The sequence below is a fragment of the Nocardia testacea NBRC 100365 genome (assembly GCF_000308775.1).
GTDB lineage: Bacteria > Actinomycetota > Actinomycetes > Mycobacteriales > Mycobacteriaceae > Nocardia > Nocardia testacea.
In genome coordinates this window covers 1-19,002 of record NZ_BAGJ01000043.1, presented here as the reverse complement: position 1 = coordinate 19,002, position 19,002 = coordinate 1, and the positions used below count along the sequence as shown (strand labels likewise).

The 19,002-nt window shown below is 67.9% G+C and carries 21 protein-coding genes; 10 read left to right on the top strand and 11 right to left on the bottom strand.

Annotated features, from left to right (window positions below; genetic code table 11):
• The first annotated feature begins 84 nt into the window (after nt 1–84).
• Nucleotides 85–567 carry a tetratricopeptide repeat protein gene (locus ON38_RS05920; protein ID WP_039823008.1) on the top strand — a complete coding sequence of 161 codons (483 nt, stop codon included), beginning with the start codon at nt 85–87 and terminating at the stop codon, nt 565–567.
• Here the strand turns inward: ON38_RS05920 and ON38_RS05915 are convergent.
• From ON38_RS05915 to ON38_RS05900, 4 genes are read right to left on the bottom strand one after another with little or no spacing between them, the layout of a single operon-like run.
• Nucleotides 546–956: a nuclear transport factor 2 family protein gene (locus ON38_RS05915; protein WP_039823006.1), complete on the bottom strand. Its 411-nt coding sequence runs from the start codon at nt 954–956 to the stop codon at nt 546–548. The genes ON38_RS05920 and ON38_RS05915 overlap by 22 nt on opposite strands.
• The gene (locus ON38_RS05910) at nt 953–2,035 is read right to left on the bottom strand and encodes an NAD(P)H-dependent amine dehydrogenase family protein (protein WP_051164416.1); all 1,083 of its coding nucleotides are present in this window, start codon (nt 2,033–2,035) and stop codon (nt 953–955) included. Before ON38_RS05910 ends, ON38_RS05915 begins: the two co-directional genes overlap by 4 nt.
• Nucleotides 2,036–2,074: 39 nt before the next feature.
• Nucleotides 2,075–2,926 carry an acyl-CoA thioesterase gene (locus ON38_RS05905; protein WP_039823004.1) on the bottom strand — a complete coding sequence of 284 codons (852 nt, stop codon included), beginning with the start codon at nt 2,924–2,926 and terminating at the stop codon, nt 2,075–2,077.
• Between the two features lie 48 nt (nt 2,927–2,974).
• The gene (locus ON38_RS05900) at nt 2,975–3,631 is read right to left on the bottom strand and encodes a TetR/AcrR family transcriptional regulator (protein ID WP_030521084.1); all 657 of its coding nucleotides are present in this window, start codon (nt 3,629–3,631) and stop codon (nt 2,975–2,977) included.
• A 183-nt stretch (nt 3,632–3,814) separates the two neighbouring features.
• On the opposite strand from ON38_RS05900, the gene ON38_RS05895 reads away from it, so the two are divergent.
• From ON38_RS05895 to ON38_RS05880, 4 genes are all read left to right on the top strand, one after another.
• Nucleotides 3,815–4,813 (top strand): acyl-CoA dehydrogenase family protein, encoded by a 999-nt coding sequence (locus tag ON38_RS05895; protein ID WP_039823001.1) that lies wholly within the window; start codon nt 3,815–3,817, stop codon nt 4,811–4,813.
• A 122-nt stretch (nt 4,814–4,935) separates the two neighbouring features.
• Nucleotides 4,936–5,724: an enoyl-CoA hydratase gene (locus ON38_RS05890; protein ID WP_039822999.1), complete on the top strand. Its 789-nt coding sequence runs from the start codon at nt 4,936–4,938 to the stop codon at nt 5,722–5,724.
• A 196-nt stretch (nt 5,725–5,920) separates the two neighbouring features.
• A complete protein-coding gene (locus tag ON38_RS05885) occupies nt 5,921–6,430 on the top strand; it encodes an MTB12 C-terminal domain-containing protein (RefSeq protein WP_039822998.1) in 510 nt (169 codons plus the stop codon).
• Between the two features lie 355 nt (nt 6,431–6,785).
• Entirely contained in the window at nt 6,786–7,331 is a 546-nt protein-coding gene (locus ON38_RS05880; protein WP_157181678.1) for an MTB12 C-terminal domain-containing protein, read from the top strand.
• A gap of 94 nt (nt 7,332–7,425) precedes the next feature.
• On the opposite strand, the gene ON38_RS05875 is transcribed toward ON38_RS05880, so the two are convergent.
• The 7 genes from ON38_RS05875 to ON38_RS05845 all read right to left on the bottom strand — a co-directional run bounded on the left by ON38_RS05875 (nt 7,426) and on the right by ON38_RS05845 (nt 13,353).
• On the bottom strand, nt 7,426–8,253 hold the full coding sequence (locus ON38_RS05875; RefSeq protein ID WP_085995355.1) for an acyl-CoA dehydrogenase family protein: 828 nt from the start codon (nt 8,251–8,253) through the stop codon (nt 7,426–7,428).
• Between the two features lie 51 nt (nt 8,254–8,304).
• Complete coding sequence (locus ON38_RS05870; RefSeq protein ID WP_039822993.1) at nt 8,305–9,393, bottom strand: acyl-CoA dehydrogenase family protein; 1,089 nt, start codon at nt 9,391–9,393, stop codon at nt 8,305–8,307.
• A 220-nt stretch (nt 9,394–9,613) separates the two neighbouring features.
• Entirely contained in the window at nt 9,614–10,030 is a 417-nt protein-coding gene (locus ON38_RS05865; RefSeq protein ID WP_039822991.1) for a nuclear transport factor 2 family protein, read from the bottom strand.
• On the bottom strand, nt 10,014–11,228 hold the full coding sequence (locus tag ON38_RS05860) for a metal-dependent hydrolase family protein (protein ID WP_039822989.1): 1,215 nt from the start codon (nt 11,226–11,228) through the stop codon (nt 10,014–10,016). Before ON38_RS05860 ends, ON38_RS05865 begins: the two co-directional genes overlap by 17 nt.
• Nucleotides 11,229–11,230: 2 nt before the next feature.
• Nucleotides 11,231–11,566: a hypothetical protein gene (locus tag ON38_RS05855; protein ID WP_039822987.1), complete on the bottom strand. Its 336-nt coding sequence runs from the start codon at nt 11,564–11,566 to the stop codon at nt 11,231–11,233.
• Nucleotides 11,556–12,818, bottom strand: coding sequence for an aromatic ring-hydroxylating oxygenase subunit alpha (locus ON38_RS05850; protein ID WP_039822986.1), 1,263 nt, complete (start codon nt 12,816–12,818; stop codon nt 11,556–11,558). The genes ON38_RS05855 and ON38_RS05850 overlap by 11 nt, the downstream gene beginning before the upstream one ends.
• 4 nt (nt 12,819–12,822) lie before the next feature.
• Nucleotides 12,823–13,353, bottom strand: coding sequence for a carboxymuconolactone decarboxylase family protein (locus ON38_RS05845; protein ID WP_039822985.1), 531 nt, complete (start codon nt 13,351–13,353; stop codon nt 12,823–12,825).
• Between the two features lie 344 nt (nt 13,354–13,697).
• Here ON38_RS05845 and ON38_RS05840 point away from each other — a divergent pair, with 344 nt between their 5' ends.
• From ON38_RS05840 to ON38_RS05820, 5 genes are read left to right on the top strand one after another with little or no spacing between them, the layout of a single operon-like run.
• Nucleotides 13,698–15,071, top strand: coding sequence for an ABC transporter substrate-binding protein (locus tag ON38_RS05840; protein WP_245563929.1), 1,374 nt, complete (start codon nt 13,698–13,700; stop codon nt 15,069–15,071).
• 6 nt (nt 15,072–15,077) lie between these two features.
• Complete coding sequence (locus ON38_RS05835; RefSeq protein ID WP_039822984.1) at nt 15,078–17,204, top strand: branched-chain amino acid ABC transporter permease; 2,127 nt, start codon at nt 15,078–15,080, stop codon at nt 17,202–17,204.
• Entirely contained in the window at nt 17,182–17,895 is a 714-nt protein-coding gene (locus ON38_RS05830; protein ID WP_039822982.1) for an ABC transporter ATP-binding protein, read from the top strand. Before ON38_RS05835 ends, ON38_RS05830 begins: the two co-directional genes overlap by 23 nt.
• Nucleotides 17,892–18,599, top strand: a complete 708-nt coding sequence (locus ON38_RS05825; protein ID WP_039822980.1) for an ABC transporter ATP-binding protein — start codon at nt 17,892–17,894, stop codon at nt 18,597–18,599. Before ON38_RS05830 ends, ON38_RS05825 begins: the two co-directional genes overlap by 4 nt.
• Complete coding sequence (locus tag ON38_RS05820) at nt 18,596–18,973, top strand: hypothetical protein (protein WP_051164415.1); 378 nt, start codon at nt 18,596–18,598, stop codon at nt 18,971–18,973. Before ON38_RS05825 ends, ON38_RS05820 begins: the two co-directional genes overlap by 4 nt.
• Nucleotides 18,974–19,002: the final 29 nt, after the last annotated feature.

The window sequence follows — 19,002 nt, the reverse complement described above, 5'->3', positions numbered from 1 at the left end:
CGGAGCCGAACAGCCGGTCCATGCCCGGCGGGCGACGCCACCGCCGCGCGGCCGACGCAGGCGAGACCACGATGAGGGGGACTCATGGTGCTGCTGGAGAACCGTGACGGGGCGATCGATACCGAAACCCGGATCCGCCGTGCGGCGGAGGCGGGCATCGCCGAGGCGATGAACGATCTCGCGATCCTGCTCACGGACAGGGGAGAGACCGTGGCGGCCGAGACATGGTTTCGCCGCGCCGTCGCCGCCGGCTGTCGTGCAGCGATGTGCAACCTCGCGGTCGTACTGGAAGGCAGGGGCGAGACCGGTGAGGCCGAAGCCTGGTTCCGGCGTTCCGTGGGCGCCGGCAACCATCACGCGATGTATGCCGTCGCGCGTCTCCTGAAGGCGCGGGGCAGCGCCGAGGAGGCCGAGATCTGGTTACGGCGTGCCGTGGCGGGGATCCGCCCCGGCGATCCACGGAGCGCGAACCCGACCAGCGGCGGCCCGGTTCGCGGACCTCGATCTCGCGTACGGACTCGGGATTCGGCCTGCTGTCCTCGGTATCAGCCACCCGCGGGCCGGTAGTCCGTGTGGAGCCGGGTCAGCCGCTGGGTCCGGATGCGCCATTCGCCGTCGACCTTGGCGTAGGTCTCGTGATAGTGCCCGAAACCGTGGACGCGCGTTCCGTCCGGCCAGATCAGCCGGTCCTCCAGCGCCCAGATGCCCTGTGCCGTCGTCTCGGTCAATACATCGATCTCGGGTGAGTGCCCGTGGTGGATGGTCAGCGCGTCGCCGATGCGGGCGGTGAGGAAGGTGAGGAACTCGTCGGCCCCGGTGATCACCTCGCCACCCGACCCGGCGAGGTCGATGACGACGTCGTCACAGAACAGCGCGCGCAACCCGGTCCAGTCCTTGGTGTCCATCAACCGGAAATAGCGTGCTTTGAGCGTGCGCAGTGCTTCGTGGTCGTTCATCGTCGTCCCAGGTCGGCGGTGATGGCCGGTAGGTCGAGGACCGTGCGGATACCCGGCGGCGCCGCGCAGACGGGCGCGACGGCGTTGACCGCGCGGTTGGCGGTATAGGAGGGGGAGTGTTCGGCCATCTCCGCGAGCGGGAAGGGGAACACCATATCGATCTCGAGCGGAGCGTCCCCGTGTACCGACAGATGCCAGCCGGTCGGGCGGATGTCCCAACCCGTTTCGGCGTCGGCGCCGCAATGCCAGACTGCCCGGAAGGATACGACGGTGTGCCCGGCGCGCCGTCCGGCGATCGTGATGCGCTGGGCCGCCACCGTGCCTTTCTCGATGGTGCCGGCCGCGATCTCGAACGTATGCCCCGCGGTGGCGACCTCACCCGCCGCGGTGACCTCGTCGAGGGGCAGGCCGATCCCGTCGGCGAGCAACCGCAGCGACGGTCCGAACCCCGCGCGCAGATGGTCCAGCCGAGCGCGCGCGGAATCGGCCGGGGGGCCGCCGAAACCCATGACGTCGAACAGAATGCCCGGCGAATTCCGTTGTGACAGGTCGGCGTATTCCTCGATGGCCAGGGAGTCGAGCCGGCGCTGGATCGAGGTGAGTACCAGCGGTACCGCCTCGGTGATGAATCCCGGGCTGCTCCCGGTGCTGTGGATCGAGGTGGCGCCGGCCGCGCAGGCCGCCTCCACCCGGGCCCGGACCCCGGGATCCATACTGGGCGGATGATGGAAGAGGCCGACGGTGGTGACGATATTCGTGCCCGCGGCCAGGATCGCGCACACCTCGTCGATATCGCAGGTCCGCGGCATGTAGAGCACGCAGTCGGGGCGCCGCGCCAGGATCTGTTCGAGATCGGCGGCCGCCCGGATTCCGGTCGGTGTGTCCAGACCGCAGAGTTCGGCGGCGTCACGTCCTTGTTTGTCCGGCGACTGCGAGTACAGCGCGGCCAGTTCGAGATCCGGATGCGCGATGACCGCGCGCAGGGCGCGGCGGCCGATGGTGCCGGTGGCCCATTGGGCCACCCGGTACGGGCCGCCGGAGTCGCGGGCGGCGGGGGAGGTGAGGGTACTGGGGTCCATCGGTTCTCCGTGGGGGGTGGGCTGGTCGCCGGAGGCCGGTCAGGGACGGAAGCGCAGGAGGGCTTCCTGCGCGAACGAGGCCACCAGGGTGCCGTCGGCGGTGAGGACGTCACCGCGCCCGTAGGCGCGGCCGTGGGCCAGCACCGTGCCGTGGTGCCGTAGCAGCAGCCAGTCGTCGCAGCGGAACGGCCGGTGGAACCAGAGGGTGTGCGAGGTGGTGGCCGAGGTGAATTCGGTGCCGTTGCCGCTGTGCTCGAATCCGTCGACCTGGCGCAGCACCGTACCGATCACGTTCAGATCGGTCGCGTAGGCCACCAGCCCGGGGGCGAGTTCGGGCCCCACCTCGGGGGTGCGCATCCACAATTCGTATTCGGCGGGGCCCACCGATTTGTCGCTCAGATCGGTCAGCGAGCGGGTCTCCCACGGGATGAGCCCGATCTCGATCCGGTGCTCGGGTCCCGGCAGCGGCGACGGCGCCGCGATCTCCTGGCTCTGCCGGCCCTCCTCCATCGCGGTCATGGAAACCAGCGCGGTGGCGATCACATCGCCCTTCTGCCGCGCCACGATGGTGAAGGTCGCGAAGGAGCGGCCGCGGTGCTGCGGCTGCACCACGTAGTACACCGGGGCATCGCTCTTACCTTCGCGCGCGAAGATCACATGTACGGATTTCACCGTCTTGTCCGGGCAGGCGAACACCGCCGCGCGCAGGAACTGCGCCAGCAGCTGGCCGCCGAACAGACGGTGATACTCGAGTTCTTGATTGGGGCCCTCGAACACCGACAGGGTGGCCTGTGGGTCGGGGGCGGGCGCGTCGTCGTCACCGGCCTGTGGCGCGGTCGGCCGCAGGCGCAGGTCCATGCAGGCGAGAAGGTCGGTCCAGAGATCGGGCATACAGCGAGTGTAAGCCCGTTTCTCTGATTTGGAGAACGTTATTCTCGCTCAGTCGGCGTGTGCGAAGCCCCGGGCGCAGAATTCCCAGATCTCCTCGGCGGAGATGGGATACGCGGTCTCGTCGTCGATACCGCCGTTGGACTGCGCGGTGAACATGACCGTCTGCATCACCATGGCCGCCATCCGGCGCGGATTGACCTCGCTGCGCAGCAGGCCGGCCTTGTCGGCGTCGATCATGAGCTCGGTGAACAGTGCCAGCAGCGGGGTATGCGCGACCTTCACCTGGGCCGGATGGCTGACCAGCAGCTGCGGGGCGAAATCGGTGAACAGCGGACGCTGTGCGGTCGGATCGGGGCGGCACAGTTCGTAGAGGAGCTCCACGGCCAGTTGTAGCCGTTCCAGGGCGTTGTCCTTACCCGCCGCGGCCGCACGGATCTGTTCGGCGGTCCGGCTCAGGGCATCCTCGAACAGGGCCAGCAGCAGTTCGTGTTTACCGTCGAACTGCAGGTAGAAACTGCGCAGCGACTGTTTCGACCGATCCACGACCTCCTGGACCGTGAAATCGGTGGTGCCCTTCTCGGTGATGATCGCCTGGGCGGCATCGAGGAAACGCTGGACCCGCTGTTCCGCGCGTAGTTTCGCGGTGCGGATCGAGCGTTCGACGGCGCGCTGCTTCCAGGCCGGTTCTTCGCTCGGGCTGGTCACCGGATGGCCCGTCCGATCCCATCGATCCCATCTGTGGAGAACATGAGTGCACTGTACCGGAGAACGTCCCATGTCTGGGCAGGCACGTCCCGTGTCCGCACCCTTGAGGAGACTATTAATTTCATCTCAAGAGAATGCTATTCTCCTGAACGTAACGCAACCCCGCCACAGGAGGCAGCCCGGATGCTCTTCGAGTTCGATGCCGATCAACGGCTGCTGCGCGATACGGTCCGGGAAGTCACCGCCAAGGAATGCCCGCCCACGGTGATCCGGGAGATCGTGGACGCCGGTGCGGATCCGGGCCGGCTGTGGAAGACCTACGTCGAGCTCGGGTGGACCGAACTCGTAGAACCGGAAGCGGCGGTGGAACTCGCTATCGTGCTCGAAGGGCTGGGCCGGGCGACCGACCCCACGCCCTACCTTGCCACGATGACCCAGTTCGCGCCGCTGGCCGGGGACTTCGCCACTGCCGACGGTACCGGCGCCGCGGTGTTCGAAGGGGTCACCGCGACCCGCGACGGCGACGGCTGGCTGTTGAACGGCAGCGCCGCCCCGGTCCTGGACGGCGACCGGTGCGATCGTCTCGCGGTGGTCACCGAAGCCGGAGTGTTCGTGGTCCCCGCGCATACCGTCACCGCCCGGCGGACCGCCGCCTTCGATCCGGTGCTGCACCTGGCGGAGGTCACCTTCGACGCGGTCCGGGTCACCGACGGCGACCGCACCGCCGCCGACCCCGAACGTGCTCGCCAGCTGGCGCTGACGGGTCTGGCGCTGACCACGGTGGGCGCCTGCCAACGGGTCCTCGACATGGTGCTCGAACATATTCGCACCCGGCACCAATTCGATACCGCTATCGGCGCGTTCCAGGCGGTCCAGCACAAGGCGGCCGATATGCATCTGGCCGTCGAACGAGCCAGGGCTCTGGGGTATTTCGCGGCGCTGTGCCTGGCCGAAAACGATCCGCGGCGAAAACTGGCGGCCGCGATGGCCAAGGCGGCGGCGGGTGAATGCCAGTCGACGGTGTTCCGGCACGGGGTGCAGCTGTTCGGGGCGATGGGGTTCACCTGGGAGAACGATCTGCAATTCGCGATCAAGCGGGCCAAGGCCGGTGAACTGCTGTTCGGCGGAGCGGCTCGGCACCGCGCGGTGGTCGCCGCGGAATACCTCGCCACCGCACGGTGATCGGCGACACCATGGGATCGCGTCTTCGGCGGTCGGCGATCCGCCGACCGCGGGCGGCGCAGTGAACGGAAGACGTGCGCCGGCTTCGTGGCCGGCGCGACCCGGAACCGAGGAGTACTGCTTTGCCGTATATCGACTACGAGGTCGCCGACAAGATCGCGACGATCACGCTGAACCGGCCCGAGGCCGCCAATGCCCAGAACTCGGCGCTGCTGGACGAACTGGATGCCGCCTGGACCCGGGCGGCCACCGACGACGAGGTGGTGGTCATCGTCCTGAACGCCGCCGGCAAGCATTTCTCGGCCGGTCACGACCTCAAGGACGACAGCTGGCCGAAACCGGAGAAGATCACCCTCGACTGGATCTATCAGACCGAGAGCCGGCGGTACCTGGAGTACACGTTGCGGTGGCGCAATGTGCCCAAACCGTCGATCGCGGCGGTCCAGGGCCGGTGTATCGCGGGCGGGTTGATGCTGTGCTGGCCGTGTGATCTCATCATCGCCGCCGATAACGCGTTGTTCTCCGATCCGGTGGCGATGATGGGGATCGGCGGGGTCGAATACCACGGTCACACCTGGGAACTCGGGGCGCGGAAAGCCAAGGAGATCCTGTTCACCGGCCGCGCGGTGACCGCGCAGGAGGCCGCGCAGACCGGCATGGTGAATACGGTGGTTCCGCTGGCGGAGCTACCGGCCAAGACGGCGGAACTGGCGGCCCGGATCGCGAAGATGCCGCCGTTCGGGTTGCGCCAGGCGAAGCGGGCGGTGAATCAGACACTCGACGTGCAGGGTTTCTACGCGGCGGTGCAATCGGTGTTCGATATCCATTCCACCGGGCACGGGAACGCACTGAGTGTGAGCGGTTATCCGATTCTGGTCGACCTCGAGCAGATGAAATCGAATATCGAGTAGATATGCCGCTCGGGGGATCGATCCGTTCGCCGCGGTATCGATCCCCCGATATCGGAAAAGTGATCACCGAAAAGGAAACCGGCGATCAGGGATTCTTCGACACGGGTAGCGTAACCGATTACGACGACCCGGAACCCTGTTTTCGAATTTCCCTGATGGACAGCGATTCGACGCGTTCATCGGAAAGGTTTCCGCCATGCGTTCCACCAGCACCCGGCGTAGCGCCGCGCTCATCGGCCTGATGGCCCTGACGGCCACTGCCGTCATCGGCTGCGGTGATTCCACCGACGATGCCGCCGCCGCCACTTCGGCTCCGGCCGCCACCACTTCGGCCGCGCCCGCCACGGCCTCCCCGGAGACCCAGAAGGAGATCACCGACGCCTTCGTCACTTTCTTCGACGGGAAGGCGCCGGCCGCCACGCGGGCGGGGCTCGTCGAGAAGGGTGAGGCGTTCGCGCCGATGCTGGAGGGTATGGCCGCCGACCCCCGGGCCTCCGGAACAAGTGTTACCGTCTCGGCGGTTCAGCTCGTCGACGACAAGACCGCGGAGGTCACCTATACCCTGCTGCTGGGCGGAAACCCGGTGTTGCCGGACCAGTCCGGACAGGCGATCAAAGAGGGGGACACCTGGAAGGTCGCGGCAATGACGTTCTGTTCGCTGCTGGCCGTCCAGGGCAGCGGCGAGCCGAATCCGGCGTGTAGCTGATCGTCGCTCCCCGCACGGCGTTGTTCCCGCTGGTCGGGGAAATTCTCCGCGCGCGGGCGACGCCACCGGGCCCGGGCGCGGTGTACCGATCGCGCAGAATCGGTACACCGCCCGGGCCCGCGGCGGTCGCGGGAGTGTCGACATGTGCTCGGGTCAGGGGGCTCGGAACAAACCACCACGGGGTGCCGACCCGACGAAGCACGTTCCGGTGGGGGCCGCTGTTTACCGGATTTCCATCCGTTCAAATGCTCCGAATTCGCCTCTACCCCAGTGTGTCCCGGGCTAAGCTCGCCGCGACATCCGCGGAAACCGTGTTTCCCGGATGCGCTTCATCACTCTGCAGAAAGACGAATCGATGTCACGAAGACACCGGGTGGCGCGTATTGCCGCCGCGGGCGGGGTCGCGCTCGCCCTGACCGCGGTCACCGGCTGCGGTAATTTCTTCGGCCCCGACAACTGTTATGTGCTACCCAGCGCGGAAACCACCGGAGCAGGTGAGAAATCCGCGACCTCGGCGGGATCCGATACCGGGGTCGCGGCCACCGAATCACCGGCCGCCGCGAGTGCCGCCATCGTGGGTGCGTACACGACATTCTTCGCCCCGGCCACCTCCACCGCGGACCGTATCGCTCTGGTGGAGCGCGGTACGGAATTCGAAACCGAGATCTCGGGAATGGCGAATCATATCCGTACGGCGCTCACCACGGTGGAAGTCACCAATGTGGTCCTGGCGCAACCCGGGAAGGCCGAATTACGTTTCACCCTCAACATTTCCGGCAGCCCGGTGGTGGACGGGCAGGTCGGCCACGCGGTCCGTGAGGCGGACGGCTGGAAGATCGCGTCCTCCACCATGTGCGGCCTGGTCGCGATCTCCGGGGGAGTTTCGCAGGCCTGCGCCTGATCCATCGACCCGGCAGCCGGAACGCCCCGTGGGCGTCGTTGAACCGGGACTCCGAGCCACCGCCCTGGCGCGCCGGCCAGGGTGAGACGGCGATTCACAGATGCGCGAGCCGTGGCGCGTACCCCAGATCGCGGAGTATCGCGCCGGCCTCCCGGGTGAGTTCCCGGGTGGTGCCGAACAATCCGTCGAGGACCAGAACGCGCTTGTAGTGGCGATGGAATTCATGTTCCGCGGTGAAACCGATTCCGCCCAGCACCTGCTGACAATGCCGGGCCGTCAGCAGCGCGGCCCGACCCGCGGCGGCCTTCGCCAACAGGGCGGCGAGCGCCTCGGAATCCTCGGGGCGGGGGCGGTGCAGGTCCGGATGCGCCGGATGATCGGCATCGCCGGGCGAGACCGCGAGCGTGGCCTCCGCGCCCTCGACAGCGACCAGGGATTCGGCCAGGCGGTGCCGCACGGCCTGGAACCCCGCCACCGGCTTACCGAACTGATGGCGCTCCAGCGCGTGACGGCGGGCCGGCTCGAGCATGGCCCGCGCCGACCCCACCAGCCACCAGGCCAGGGCGCGGCGCGCGGCGTTCGTCGCCGTAGCCGGTAGGACCGGGAGTGTTCCGGTGCTGTCACTCGTGCGCACCAGCGGAAGCTCGGGGTCGACGAGTTCGGTTGCGCCCGGCGGTCGTTCGTCGACCCAGCGCACCCGGAAGCCGCCGGCGAACGGCAGTGGAATCCGCTCGCCGAGCGGCCGGCCCGCCGCGTGCGCGATCACATCGTCGAGCAGCGGGGCGTGGGCGCCGGTTTCACCGAGCAGCCGGAAGACCAGAGGAACGGCGATCTCGGCGATCTCCGCAGGACCGGTGAGCAGATCGTGCCAGCCCAGTTCGCACAGTGCCGGATACAGGGCGGCGCCGGTGACCGCGCTCATCGTCTTGCGGAGCGTATCGGTGAGCAGGATCTGTTCGTCGGTATCCACCGCTCACTCCTTCCCCAGATCGAGCAGACGGCGGGCGATGATGTTGCGCTGGATCTCGGCCGTGCCGCCGTAGATGGTCGCCGCGCGCGAGTACAGGAACTCCGAACGCCATTCGGTCTCGTCGAGCTCGACGACGCCCGGGAGCAGGTCGCGTGCGGTATCGAACAGCTGCTGTTCGGCGGTCGCCAGCAGCACCTTGTCGACAGAGGTGTCCGGTCCGAGCGCGGCGCCACCGGCCAGCCGCCGCTGGGTGGCCCGGGACCGGCAGCGCACAGTGTGCAGCGCGAGGTAGGCGGCGCCGAGATCGGCGTCGTCCCCGGCCGCGGTCTGATCCAGCACCCGGTCGAGGCGGGTGAACAGGTGGGCGATGCGATGCCAGAAACAGGTGGACCGCTCGTAGGGCAGCAGATCCATGGCGACCCGCCAGCCGTCACCCGGCCGGCCCAGCATCCGGTCACCGCTCACCACCACCTCGTCGAAGTACACCTCGGCGAATTCGTCGACGCCGTGCATGGTGCGCAGCGGTCGCACGGTGATTCCCGGGGTGTCCATATCGACGAAGAACGCGGTGATTCCGTCGTGTCCGGGGCCGGTGCGGGTGAGCAGGACACAGCGGGCGGCGAACTGCGCCAGACTGGTCCACACCTTCTGGCCGTTGACCACCCAATCCGATCCACGTTGTTCGGCCCGGGTGCGCAAGGAGGCCAGATCCGAGCCCGATCCCGGTTCGGAGAACCCCTGGCACCACTGTTCGCTGCCGTCCAGCAGCCGGGGCACCATCGTGGCGGCCAGTTCGGGCCGGGCATAGGAGATCATGGTGGGCGCGAGTACCTCGACCATGGAATAGATGCCGGGTTCGGCCAGACCGCGGGTGGCGACCTCCTCGCCGAGCACCGCCCGCAACAGCGGATCGCCGCCGAGACCGCCGACTGCCGCGGGCCAGCCGTAGCGCATCCAGCCCCCGTCGAACAGCGCCCGCCGGACCCGGGCCAGCTGCGCGACCTGCGCGTCGAAACCGGGCTCCGGGCCGGGGGAGAGGTCGTGTCGGTCCAGCCAGGCGCGAAGTGCCGACCGGAATTCGGCGACCTTCATACCGTCTCCCCGGGTATGGGTGAGGCCCCTGCGTGGTGACGCTGCGTGACCGCCTTCGGGCCTGACCCGCTCATGCTGTGCCGATGGGGTGTGCGCGAGGGCCCTGCGTGGTGACGCTCCGCTGCCGCCTTCGGGCCTGACCCGCTCATGCTGTGCCGATGGGGTATGCGCGAGGGCCCTGCGTGGTGACGCTCCGCTGCCGCCTTCGGGCCTGACCCGCTCATACCGTGGGCCGCTCGAAGGCGTGCGGGATTCCGGAGTCGTGGATACCGCTGCGCCGGATGAAGGTCATGGCGCGGGTCCGCAATCGCCAGCCCTGCTCGGTGCGCAGATAGGTATCGCTGTAGTAACCGATCCGCATATCGTGGCTCGAATGCTCCACGAAGCACAGCGGCTGGGTGCCGGTGCCGGTATCGCCGTCGAGTTCGATCAGCGGGGTGCCGGTGAGGAACAGCCCCTTGGGCGCGGCGTCCACCAGTTCGGGGAACACGTCGAGGGTGTAGGTGTCGCCGAAAGCGCTGTAGGTGCCGTCGGGGGTGAACACGCCGATCAGGCCATCGATATCGCCCTTGGTGATGGTCACCGCGTAGCGGGCGAGTAGTTGCTGGATCTCGATCAGGTCATCGGTTGCCGCCATAGACCTTCCCGCCTTTCATCACGAACCGCACCTGCTGGGTGACGGTGATATCGGCCAGGGGATCGCCGGGGACACCGATCACATCCGCCAGCAGTCCCTCGGCCAGCCGGCCGCGATCGTCGACCTGGATCAACTCGGCCGCGGTGACCGTGGCCGCGCGCAGCACCGACAGCGGATCCAGTCCCCGCTCGACCAGGGCAACCAATTCGTCGGCGTTGCGGCCGTGCGGGATGGCCGGCGCGTCGGTGCCGACCGCGATCTTCACTCCGGCATCGAAGGCCGCCTTCACCGAAGTGCGGGCACGGGGGAACATTTCGGCGGCCTTGGCCTGGAGTTCCGGTGCCGCCTTGGATACATCCATGGCGTCGGCGAGCCGGGTGGTCGGCACCAGGTAGGTGCCTTCGCGGACCATGAGGTCGATGGCCTCCTCGTCCACCAGGAACCCGTGCTCGATACAGTCGATACCGGCCCCGACCGCCTCTTTCACCGCGTCCGCGCCGTGGGTGTGGGCGGCCACCCGGAGGCCGCGCCGGTGCGCTTCGTCCACGATCGCCCGCAGTTCCTCGGTCGAATAGTGCTGGGCGCCGGGCGCGCCCGTCAGCGACATGACGCCGCCGGACACACAGACCTTGATCAGCTGGGCGCCGTGTTTGATCTGGTACCGCACCGCCTTGCGTACCTCGTCGACACCGTTGGCGATCCCTTCCTCCAGCGTCAGTTTCAGTACATCCGGCGCGAACGCGGAGAACATGGTGGGGTCCAGGTGGCCGCCGGTCGGGGTGATGGCATGTCCGGCGGGCACGATGCGCGGTCCGTCGATCCAGCCCGCGTCGATGGCCTTGCCGAGCGCCACATCCAGCAGGTAACCACCGGTTTTCACGAAGAGACCGAGATTGCGCACCGTGGTGAAGCCGGCACGCAGCGTGCGCCGGGCATTGCCCACCGCGCGCAACATGCGCAGTGGCGGATCGTCCTGCACCGAGGAGGTCAGGCCGGTTTCGCCCCGGCCGCCCATCAGCAGGTTGACCTCCATATCCATCAATCCCGGCAGTAGGACCAGATCGCCCAGCTCGACGACCTCGCCCTCGGGCCCGCCCCCGACCCCGACTATCCGGTCACCCTCGACGCGCAATATGCCGGGCCGGATGATCTCGCCGGTGTCCACATCGAGCAACCCGGCGGCTCGCAGCGTCAGCACGGTTACACCACCGGCTCCCGCACGATATCGAGATAGGCGGCGCCACTGTCGGGCACCCGCGGCTGCTTCCACACCTCCACCGGGAACGAGGCCATCACCAGTGACTGCAGCAGATGGAACAGATTGCGGGCGTCCTCGGGCAGATCGTCGAGGTCGAACCGGTCGCAGTAGGCGATGGCGTCCTCGAGCCGCGCCATTCCCGCGTCGTAGAACTCCTGCATCTCCGGCATCGTGGAGGCCAGCCGTTTGGCGTAGCGCTCGGGTTCGGTGGGCAGGATCCAGTCCTCGAACCGCGCCAGATCGGCGAATTCGGCGGGCAGTTTCGACTCAGTTGCCATTGCGGTACTCCTCGACTTTCTTCTGGGCGGTCTTGTGCAGGTGGCGCAGCAGGATCTCCTGGTCGTTGAGCGGGAAATCGGTGACGGTGCGGGTCGCGATCATGGTCTGGGTGGCCTCGAGGGTGTTGGCGTCCTGTAACGCGTATTCCTTGAAGGTCACCCCGGCCAGCTCCTGCGCCAGGCGTTCCCGGGCGGTCTTGGCGGGCACGAAGTACAGGTTGGCCTCGAAGATGTGCTTGTTCACCGCGGTCGGCCAGTAGTGGTAGGTGAGGTACCAGCCCGGCGCCCAGAACAGCAGCGAGAAATTCGGCCAGATCTCGAACTCGTCCACCCCCCATGCCTTGTGCCCGCTGGGGTTGATGCCCACGGGCAGCGGGTCCAAGCCCTCGATATCGGGCCGGTCCCACGGACCGAACAGGCCGCTGCGCAGCACGCGCTCGATCGGCTTGACCATGTTCAGGTCCTTGGGCGGCGCCATCCCGCCCCAGGAGGAGATCATGGAATGCGGAGCCTGCAATTCGTAGTGCAGCGCCTCGTAGCCGTAGCCGGCGAGTTTGTCGGCCTCGTCCTTGACCGCCTGCTTCATATGCAGGATCGGCGCGTGATAGAACTCGGCGAAGGCGTCGATGAACAGCTTCCAGTTGCTGCCGACCTCGGCGCGGTAACTGAATACCTCGGTCATCTCGTGGAACGGATAACCCTCGAGGCCCTTGATCATCGGGCCGAGGAAGGTGGTCAGCGGTTCGGCGTCCGGGTCGAGGTTGATGAAGATGAACCCCTCCCACACCTCGCAGCGCACATCCTTGAGGCCGTAGTCGGCGCGATCGAGACCGAAGAACTCCTTCTCCTGCTGGACGAAGGTCAGCTCGCCCTCCAGGCTGTAGCGCCAGGCGTGGTACTTGCAGGTGAACTGTTTGCAGAAGCCCGAGGTTTCCTCGTTGGGGAAGTCGTCCCAGACGAGTTTGTTGCCCCGATGGCGGCAGACGTTGTGGTAGGCGTGGATCTGATCGTCGTTGCCGCGGACGATGATCAGCGAGGTGCCGGCGGCGGAGAGTTCCTTGGTGAAATAGCTGCCCTTGCGCGGCAGCCGTTCCACCCGGCCGACATTGAGCCAGGTCCGTTTGAAGATGGCGTTGCGCTCGTCCTCGTAGAACTGCGGGTCGATGGAATCGCTGTAGTCGACCGGTTCGGTGCCCAGATCCGGGTAATGCTCGGTCCAGCTACCCGCTGCCGGTTTGTTGAAGTGTGCCAAGGGATTACCTCTCGTACTCGGAACGGACGCCGAAGGTGTTGAAGGCCGCGGCGAGCGTGCTGTAGGTGCCGATGGTGAAGATCAGGTCCATGCGCTGCTGTTCGTCGAGATGTGCGCACAGCGCGTCCCAGGTGCTGTCGGCCAGGTTCGATTTCTCGTCGAGTTCGTCGACCGCCCGCAGGATCAGCTGATCGAGCGCGGCGGTGGCCTCGCCCCGCCGGACCGCGTCTATCTCGGCTTCGGTGATGCCCTCCGCGAGGGCGGCTTCCCGGTGGTGGTTCCACTCGTAGACGCAGTCCCTGCGGTGCGCGACCCGCAGGATCGCGAGTTCGCGCAGGCGGGCCGGCAGCGCGGACCGGAACAACAGATGGACGTTCAGGGTCAGGAACGCCTTGGTGAGCGCCGGATGCCGGACCAGCGTCGACAGGGCGTTGCTCGCCGATTCCGGATTGCGCAGCCGGCGCGGGAGCATCACCCGGAGCGCGGCGTCGACTTCGTCGTCCCACTCCTCGGCGGGTAGCGGCGGTACACGCATCGCGCCTCCTCTCGATGAGAATGGTATTCTCGCTTTCGGATAACAGATTTCCACGCGGCGGCCGGTTAGTCAACGCGAGGGTCTACGGACAGGTCGTGGCCACCGTGTAGGCCGGACCGCGGCCGACGGCCGAGCGCGCCCGCGAAGACCGCCGACCGCTGGGGTGCCCGAAAAACAGGATATTGATTCTCGATAAGTGAGAAGCTAGTTTTCATTCACCGAGAGCTATGGATTCGGCCCGGCCGACCGGGAAGTCTCGCCGCGGAGCTCGGTGCGCGGGGCGGACGTTGTACCGCCCGATCACGATCGGCCGGCCGATGGGGGCCGGCGCAGAAAGGACCGTCGTGAGACCGAAGCGAATAGCCGCCGGCCTGATCGCCGTGGCATTGCTCGCCACCGCCGGTTGCGGAGGCCGCACCGGAACCGAGACCGAGAACGCCTCCTCCGGTGACTCGGTGGTCGCCGATTTCGGGGACCTGACCGGTGTATGCCGGGACGGCGACGCCTCCGGGGCACCGACCCAGGGCGTGACCGATACCGAGATCACCGTCGGCGTCTTCTCCGATGTCGGCTATTCGAAGAACCCCGAATTCGTCGACGCCGCCGAGGTGTTCACCTCGTGGTGCAATGCCGCGGGCGGGATCAACGGCCGCACCATCACCACCCAGACCCACGACTCCAAGGTGATGGCGGTACGCCAGAAGATGGTGGAGGCCTGCCGGACCGATTTCGCGCTGGTGGGCGGTGGTGCCGGACTCGACGGCCTCGGTGTGAAGGAACGTCTCGAGTGCACCCTGCCCGATATCCCGGCACAGGTCTCCCAGCAGCCCAACCTCGGCACCGATCTGCAGGTGATCCCCTCACCCAGCACCTACGCCCACTACGACCCGTACAACGCCTTCCGGCGGTGGCTCACCAAGGAGGCCTACCCGCAGTCGGCCGGTGCGGTCGGGATCATCAACGGGGACTCACCGGTCACCAAGGTCCTCGGTGACAAGGCCGTCGAATCGCTGAAGGCGATGGGCGCGAACGTGATCTACAACGAGCTGTACCCGGTGGGCGGGGTGACCGACTGGACACCCTACGCGCAGGCCATCAAGAACGCCGGGGTTCGCGGGCTGATCTGGTACGGCGAGGACGCGCCGCTGGCAAAACTCGAGGAGAAGCTGACCTCGATGGACTACAAGCTCGACTGGATCGACCCGAACAACAACGCTTTCCGTCCCGACTACGTGGACCTGCTCGGGCGTTCGGCAAGTTACCAGAACAACCTGGTGGACCTCGGTGGCGTGGTGGCGCCACAGCTGGCCGGCGAATCGGAGGCCATGCGGCAGTTGCAGGATCTCTACCAGAAGTACGCGCCGGACGCGGTGATCACGCTGCCGGCCGTCCGGGCCTTCTCGGCCTGGCTGCTGTTCGCGAAAGCGGCGAGCAGCTGTGGCGCCGAGCTGACCCGGACCTGCCTGATCGAGGCCGCGCAGAAGGAGAACGCCTGGACCGGCGGCGGGCTGCACAGCCCGAACGACCTCACGAACAAAGACGCCCCGCCGACCTGCTTCAACGTCATGCAGGCGACGCCGGACGGCTGGAAACCCGTGGAGTTCGGTGCCGACAACGGACTGTTCCGCTGCAACACCCCGCCCTACCGCTACACCGGTAACTACGGCGAGCCGATGACGCTCGCCGATGTCGGCAAGACCATGGCGGACGTCGAGTAATCGATCATGGATCAATTCCTCGCCTTCGGGATCGTCGGGCTGAGCACCGCCGCCGTCTATGCCGTCATCGGCAGCGGTCTGGTGCTCACCCATACGACCACCGGGATATTCAACTTCGCGCACGGCGCCGCCGGCATGATGGCGGCGTTCTCGTACTGGCAGCTCACCGCCGGGTGGGATGTCCCGGTTCCGGTCGCCCTGGCGATCGTGCTGCTGGTCCTGGCGCCGCTGTCCGGTCTGCTGGTGGAGCGGGCCCTTCGGGCGGTCCAGGGTCTCGGTGACGCGGAGAAACTGGTGATGACGGTCGCGCTGCTGAGCGGGCTCATCGCCACCGCGCGCTGGATCTGGGATCCGATGCAGGCCCGCACTCTGCCCACCTTCTTCGCCGAGACCGAACCTCTCCGGATCGGCTCGGCCACCGTCACCTGGCATCAGGCGCTCACCATGCTGGTGGCCGTCGCCGTCGCGGTGGGTCTGCGGGTGCTGCTGTTCAACACCCGCACCGGGGCGGAGATGCGGGCCACCGTCGACGATCGGGCGCTGGCCGGCCTCACCGGCGCGGATCCTGTCCGCGCCAACCGGGTCGCCTGGATCCTGGGCATCGAATCGGCCGCCGTGGGCGGCATTCTCATCGCTCCGACGGTCTCGCTGGATGCCGCCACGCTGTCGCTGCTCATCGTCAGCGCCTACACCGCGGCCATTTTCGGCCGCCTGCGCAGTTTGCCGATGACGTTCCTCGGGGCCGTCGTGGTCGGGCTGATGGAGAGCTACCTGGCCGGATACCTGCCACAGAACGAGTACCTGCCGGGTCTGCGGCTGGCCGCCCCGGCGCTGTTGCTCCTGATCGCGCTGCTGCTGTTCCCGCACGGCCGATTGCGCGGCCGTGACCGCAGACTCAGCCCGGTGCCCACTCCCTCGCGCGGCGGTGCGCTGTTCTTCGCCGGTGTGATCGTGCTGCTCGGGCTGATGGTCGCCACCACTCTTGGGGAAAGCGATCTGCTCGCCTACGGTCCGATGTTCGCCTTCGGTGTCGTCGCGCTGTCGTTCGTGCCGCTGTCCGGTTACGCGGGGCAGGTCTCCCTGGCTCAGCTGAGCATGGCGGGTATCGGCGCCGTCGCCTACGCCCACCTGGCCCCGGGCGGCCAGTGGTGGGGGTTGGTCGGGGCGGTGCTGATCGCGGCCGTCGCGGGGGCGCTGGTCGCGGTGCCGGCGCTGCGCTTGTCCGGGGTATATCTGGCCCTGGGCACAGCGGCCTTCGCGGTGATCCTGGACCGTTGGATCTTCACCCTGCCCGCGTTCGAGATCGGCGGCGTGCGGATCGCGTTCTTCGACCAGGGCTCGGTGGAAGTGGCGGGGGTGAACCTGTTCGGGCTGAAACTGGACGAGACCGCGCAGATCACCGTGTTCGCGGCGGTCTGCCTGGCGCTGGCCACCCTGGGCGTCGCCATGCTGCGCCGCGGGCGTTTCGGCCGCCGGCTCATCGCCCTGCGTGACAGCGAGGCCGCCTACGCGACGCTCGGCGGTAACCTGCTGCTCGCCAAGGTCGCGGTCTTCGCGCTCAGCGCGGGACTGGCCGGACTAGGGGGTGCGCTGTACGGCATGCAGATCGGGTCGGTGACACCGGAACAGTTCAATTTCGTGGCCGGGATGCCGATCTTCCTGGTCGCCGTGTTCGCCGGGCTCGGCGCGCTGGGCAACGGGCTGTTCGTCGGCGTCGCGCTCTACGGACCGCTGCTGGCGGTCCCGGTACTCTTCCCGTCCAGCGAGAACCTGATCCATGTGATCCCGGCGCTGGCCGGTATGGCCTTCGGTGGCGGGGTGGTGAGCCACGGCGCCGTGGCGCGGATGCGGGAGGGTTTCGAGGCGGCCATCCGCAACCGGGTGGCCCTGGCCGCCATGATCGGTATCCCGGTGGTGCTGTGGCTGCTACGGCTGGCCGGTGCCGTCGACGGCTGGATCCTGTTCTGGGGCTCGGTGCTCGGCGTTTTCGCGGTCCGGATATGGGCGAACAACCGGGAACAGCGGGCCGCCGCGAGCGAACCGGATGTACCGGTCGAATGGTGGGGTGTGAAACGCCCGTGGCGAGCCACGGACAAGGAGGTGCTCGACCATGCCGTCACTGCTGCACGTTAGCGATGTCACCGTGACCTTCGGCGGCCGGCGGGCTCTCGACGGTGCCGGGCTGCGCGCCGAGGCCGGGCAGGTCACCGGCCTGATCGGCCCCAACGGAGCGGGGAAGAGCACCCTGTTCGATGTGATCTGCGGATTGCGGCGTCCCGCGGCGGGCCGGGTCCGGCTGGGTGAGAAGGACATCACCCGGCTGGCTCCGGCGCGCCGGGCCCGGCACGGGATGGCACGCACCTTTCAGCGGCTCGAACTGTTCGGCCGGCTCTCGGTCCGCGACAACCTGCTCGTGGCCGCCGAACTCGGCCCGCACCGGCGGCGCGCCGCGCAGCTCACCGACGAGATCATCGACCGCCTCGAACTGGGCGCCCGCGCCGGCGATCTCGCCGACGCCCTGCCCACCGGCCTGGCCCGGCTCGTCGAAGTGGGCCGGGCGCTGGCCGTGCGGCCCACACTGCTGCTGCTCGACGAACCCGCCGCCGGGCAGGACAGTACGGAAACGGACCGGTTCGCCGGGCTGCTGCGTTCGGTCGCCGCCGACGGCACCGCCGTGGTGCTGGTCGAACACGATATGGGCCTGGTGATGAACGTCTGCGATCACGTGTACGTCCTGGACCTCGGCACGGTGATCGCCGACGGGGCCCCGGAGCGGATACGCGCCGACGAACACGTCCTTGCCGCATACCTGGGGGCCGCATGAGCACCTTGCTGGAACTACGCGGTATCCGCGCCGCCTACGGGGCGATCACCGTATTGCACGGTGTCGATCTGAGTGTGCGCGCGGGCGAGGTGGTCGCGCTGCTCGGCCCCAACGGCGCCGGGAAGACCACCACGCTCTCGGTCGCGGCCGGGGTGCATCCGATCGCGGACGGGGAACTCCGCCTCGGCGGCCGCGTGGTGAACGGCGTCGACCCCCGGGATCTGGCTCGCGCGGGGGTCTGCCTGATTCCCGAGGGCCGGGGCATCTTCCCGAACCTCACCGTGCGCGACAACCTGCTCATGATGACCTTCACCGGCCGACCCCGCGAACAGATCGAGGAGATCGCCTTCGCCCGTTTCCCGATCCTGGCCCAGCGGGCCGGACAGACCGCGGGCACGCTCTCCGGCGGTGAACAGCAGATGCTGGCACTGGCGCGCGGACTGGCCACCGATCCGGCGGTGCTGATGCTGGACGAATTGTCCATGGGTCTCGCGCCGCTGGTGGTGGGCCGCCTCTACGAACAGGTCGCCGAGATCGCCCGCCAAGGCGTCGCGGTGCTCGTCGTCGAACAGTTCGCCGCCGCCGTACTGGATATCGCCGACTCCGCCGCCGTCCTGGTGCGCGGCCGCGTCGAATATCAGGGCCCGCCCGATCAAGGGCTCCGCAACGAATTGGCCACTCTCTACCTAGGAAGTTCCGCATGACCGACTCGACCCGGGCCGACCGTTTCGTCACCGAGCTCGCCGAACTGAAGATCCCCGACCCCGCCGCCGGCCGCGGCGCGCTGTGGTTGCGTGTGGGCGTGGCACTGCTGATCCTCGGGCCGGTGGTGACGCTGCCGGCATACCTGATGTCGCACAACACCTCCGACGCACTGGTCCAGCGCGACGCGCTCGTCATCGCGCTGGCCGGGGTGGCGCTGAGCATCGTGGGGGCGACACTGTTCCTGCGCTACTCCTTGACCGGGGTGCTGCGGTACTGGATGGCCCGGCAGTCCTACGACCTGGCCCTGCTGGCCGAGCGGTTGCCCGGGGCGGCCGAGGAGGAGCCCGGGGAGGTCGCGGTGTCACAGCGGTGAGAGCTTGCGGCCTACCGCAGTGAACTGCT

Coding starts and splice junctions, on each gene's coding strand:
- ON38_RS05870 (WP_039822993.1), bottom strand. CDS start 9,393: ATGAAGGTCGCCGAATTCCGGTCGGCACTTCGCGCCTGGCTGGACCGA.
- ON38_RS05855 (WP_039822987.1), bottom strand. CDS start 11,566: ATGGCAACTGAGTCGAAACTGCCCGCCGAATTCGCCGATCTGGCGCGG.
- ON38_RS05885 (WP_039822998.1), top strand. CDS start 5,921: ATGCGTTCCACCAGCACCCGGCGTAGCGCCGCGCTCATCGGCCTGATG.
- ON38_RS05845 (WP_039822985.1), bottom strand. CDS start 13,353: ATGCGTGTACCGCCGCTACCCGCCGAGGAGTGGGACGACGAAGTCGAC.
- ON38_RS05820 (WP_051164415.1), top strand. CDS start 18,596: ATGACCGACTCGACCCGGGCCGACCGTTTCGTCACCGAGCTCGCCGAA.
- ON38_RS05835 (WP_039822984.1), top strand. CDS start 15,078: ATGGATCAATTCCTCGCCTTCGGGATCGTCGGGCTGAGCACCGCCGCC.
- ON38_RS05875 (WP_085995355.1), bottom strand. CDS start 8,253: ATGAGCGCGGTCACCGGCGCCGCCCTGTATCCGGCACTGTGCGAACTG.
- ON38_RS05895 (WP_039823001.1), top strand. CDS start 3,815: ATGCTCTTCGAGTTCGATGCCGATCAACGGCTGCTGCGCGATACGGTC.
- ON38_RS05920 (WP_039823008.1), top strand. CDS start 85: ATGGTGCTGCTGGAGAACCGTGACGGGGCGATCGATACCGAAACCCGG.
- ON38_RS05910 (WP_051164416.1), bottom strand. CDS start 2,035: ATGGACCCCAGTACCCTCACCTCCCCCGCCGCCCGCGACTCCGGCGGC.
- ON38_RS05865 (WP_039822991.1), bottom strand. CDS start 10,030: ATGGCGGCAACCGATGACCTGATCGAGATCCAGCAACTACTCGCCCGC.
- ON38_RS05880 (WP_157181678.1), top strand. CDS start 6,786: ATGTCACGAAGACACCGGGTGGCGCGTATTGCCGCCGCGGGCGGGGTC.
- ON38_RS05915 (WP_039823006.1), bottom strand. CDS start 956: ATGAACGACCACGAAGCACTGCGCACGCTCAAAGCACGCTATTTCCGG.
- ON38_RS05905 (WP_039823004.1), bottom strand. CDS start 2,926: ATGCCCGATCTCTGGACCGACCTTCTCGCCTGCATGGACCTGCGCCTG.
- ON38_RS05825 (WP_039822980.1), top strand. CDS start 17,892: ATGAGCACCTTGCTGGAACTACGCGGTATCCGCGCCGCCTACGGGGCG.
- ON38_RS05830 (WP_039822982.1), top strand. CDS start 17,182: ATGCCGTCACTGCTGCACGTTAGCGATGTCACCGTGACCTTCGGCGGC.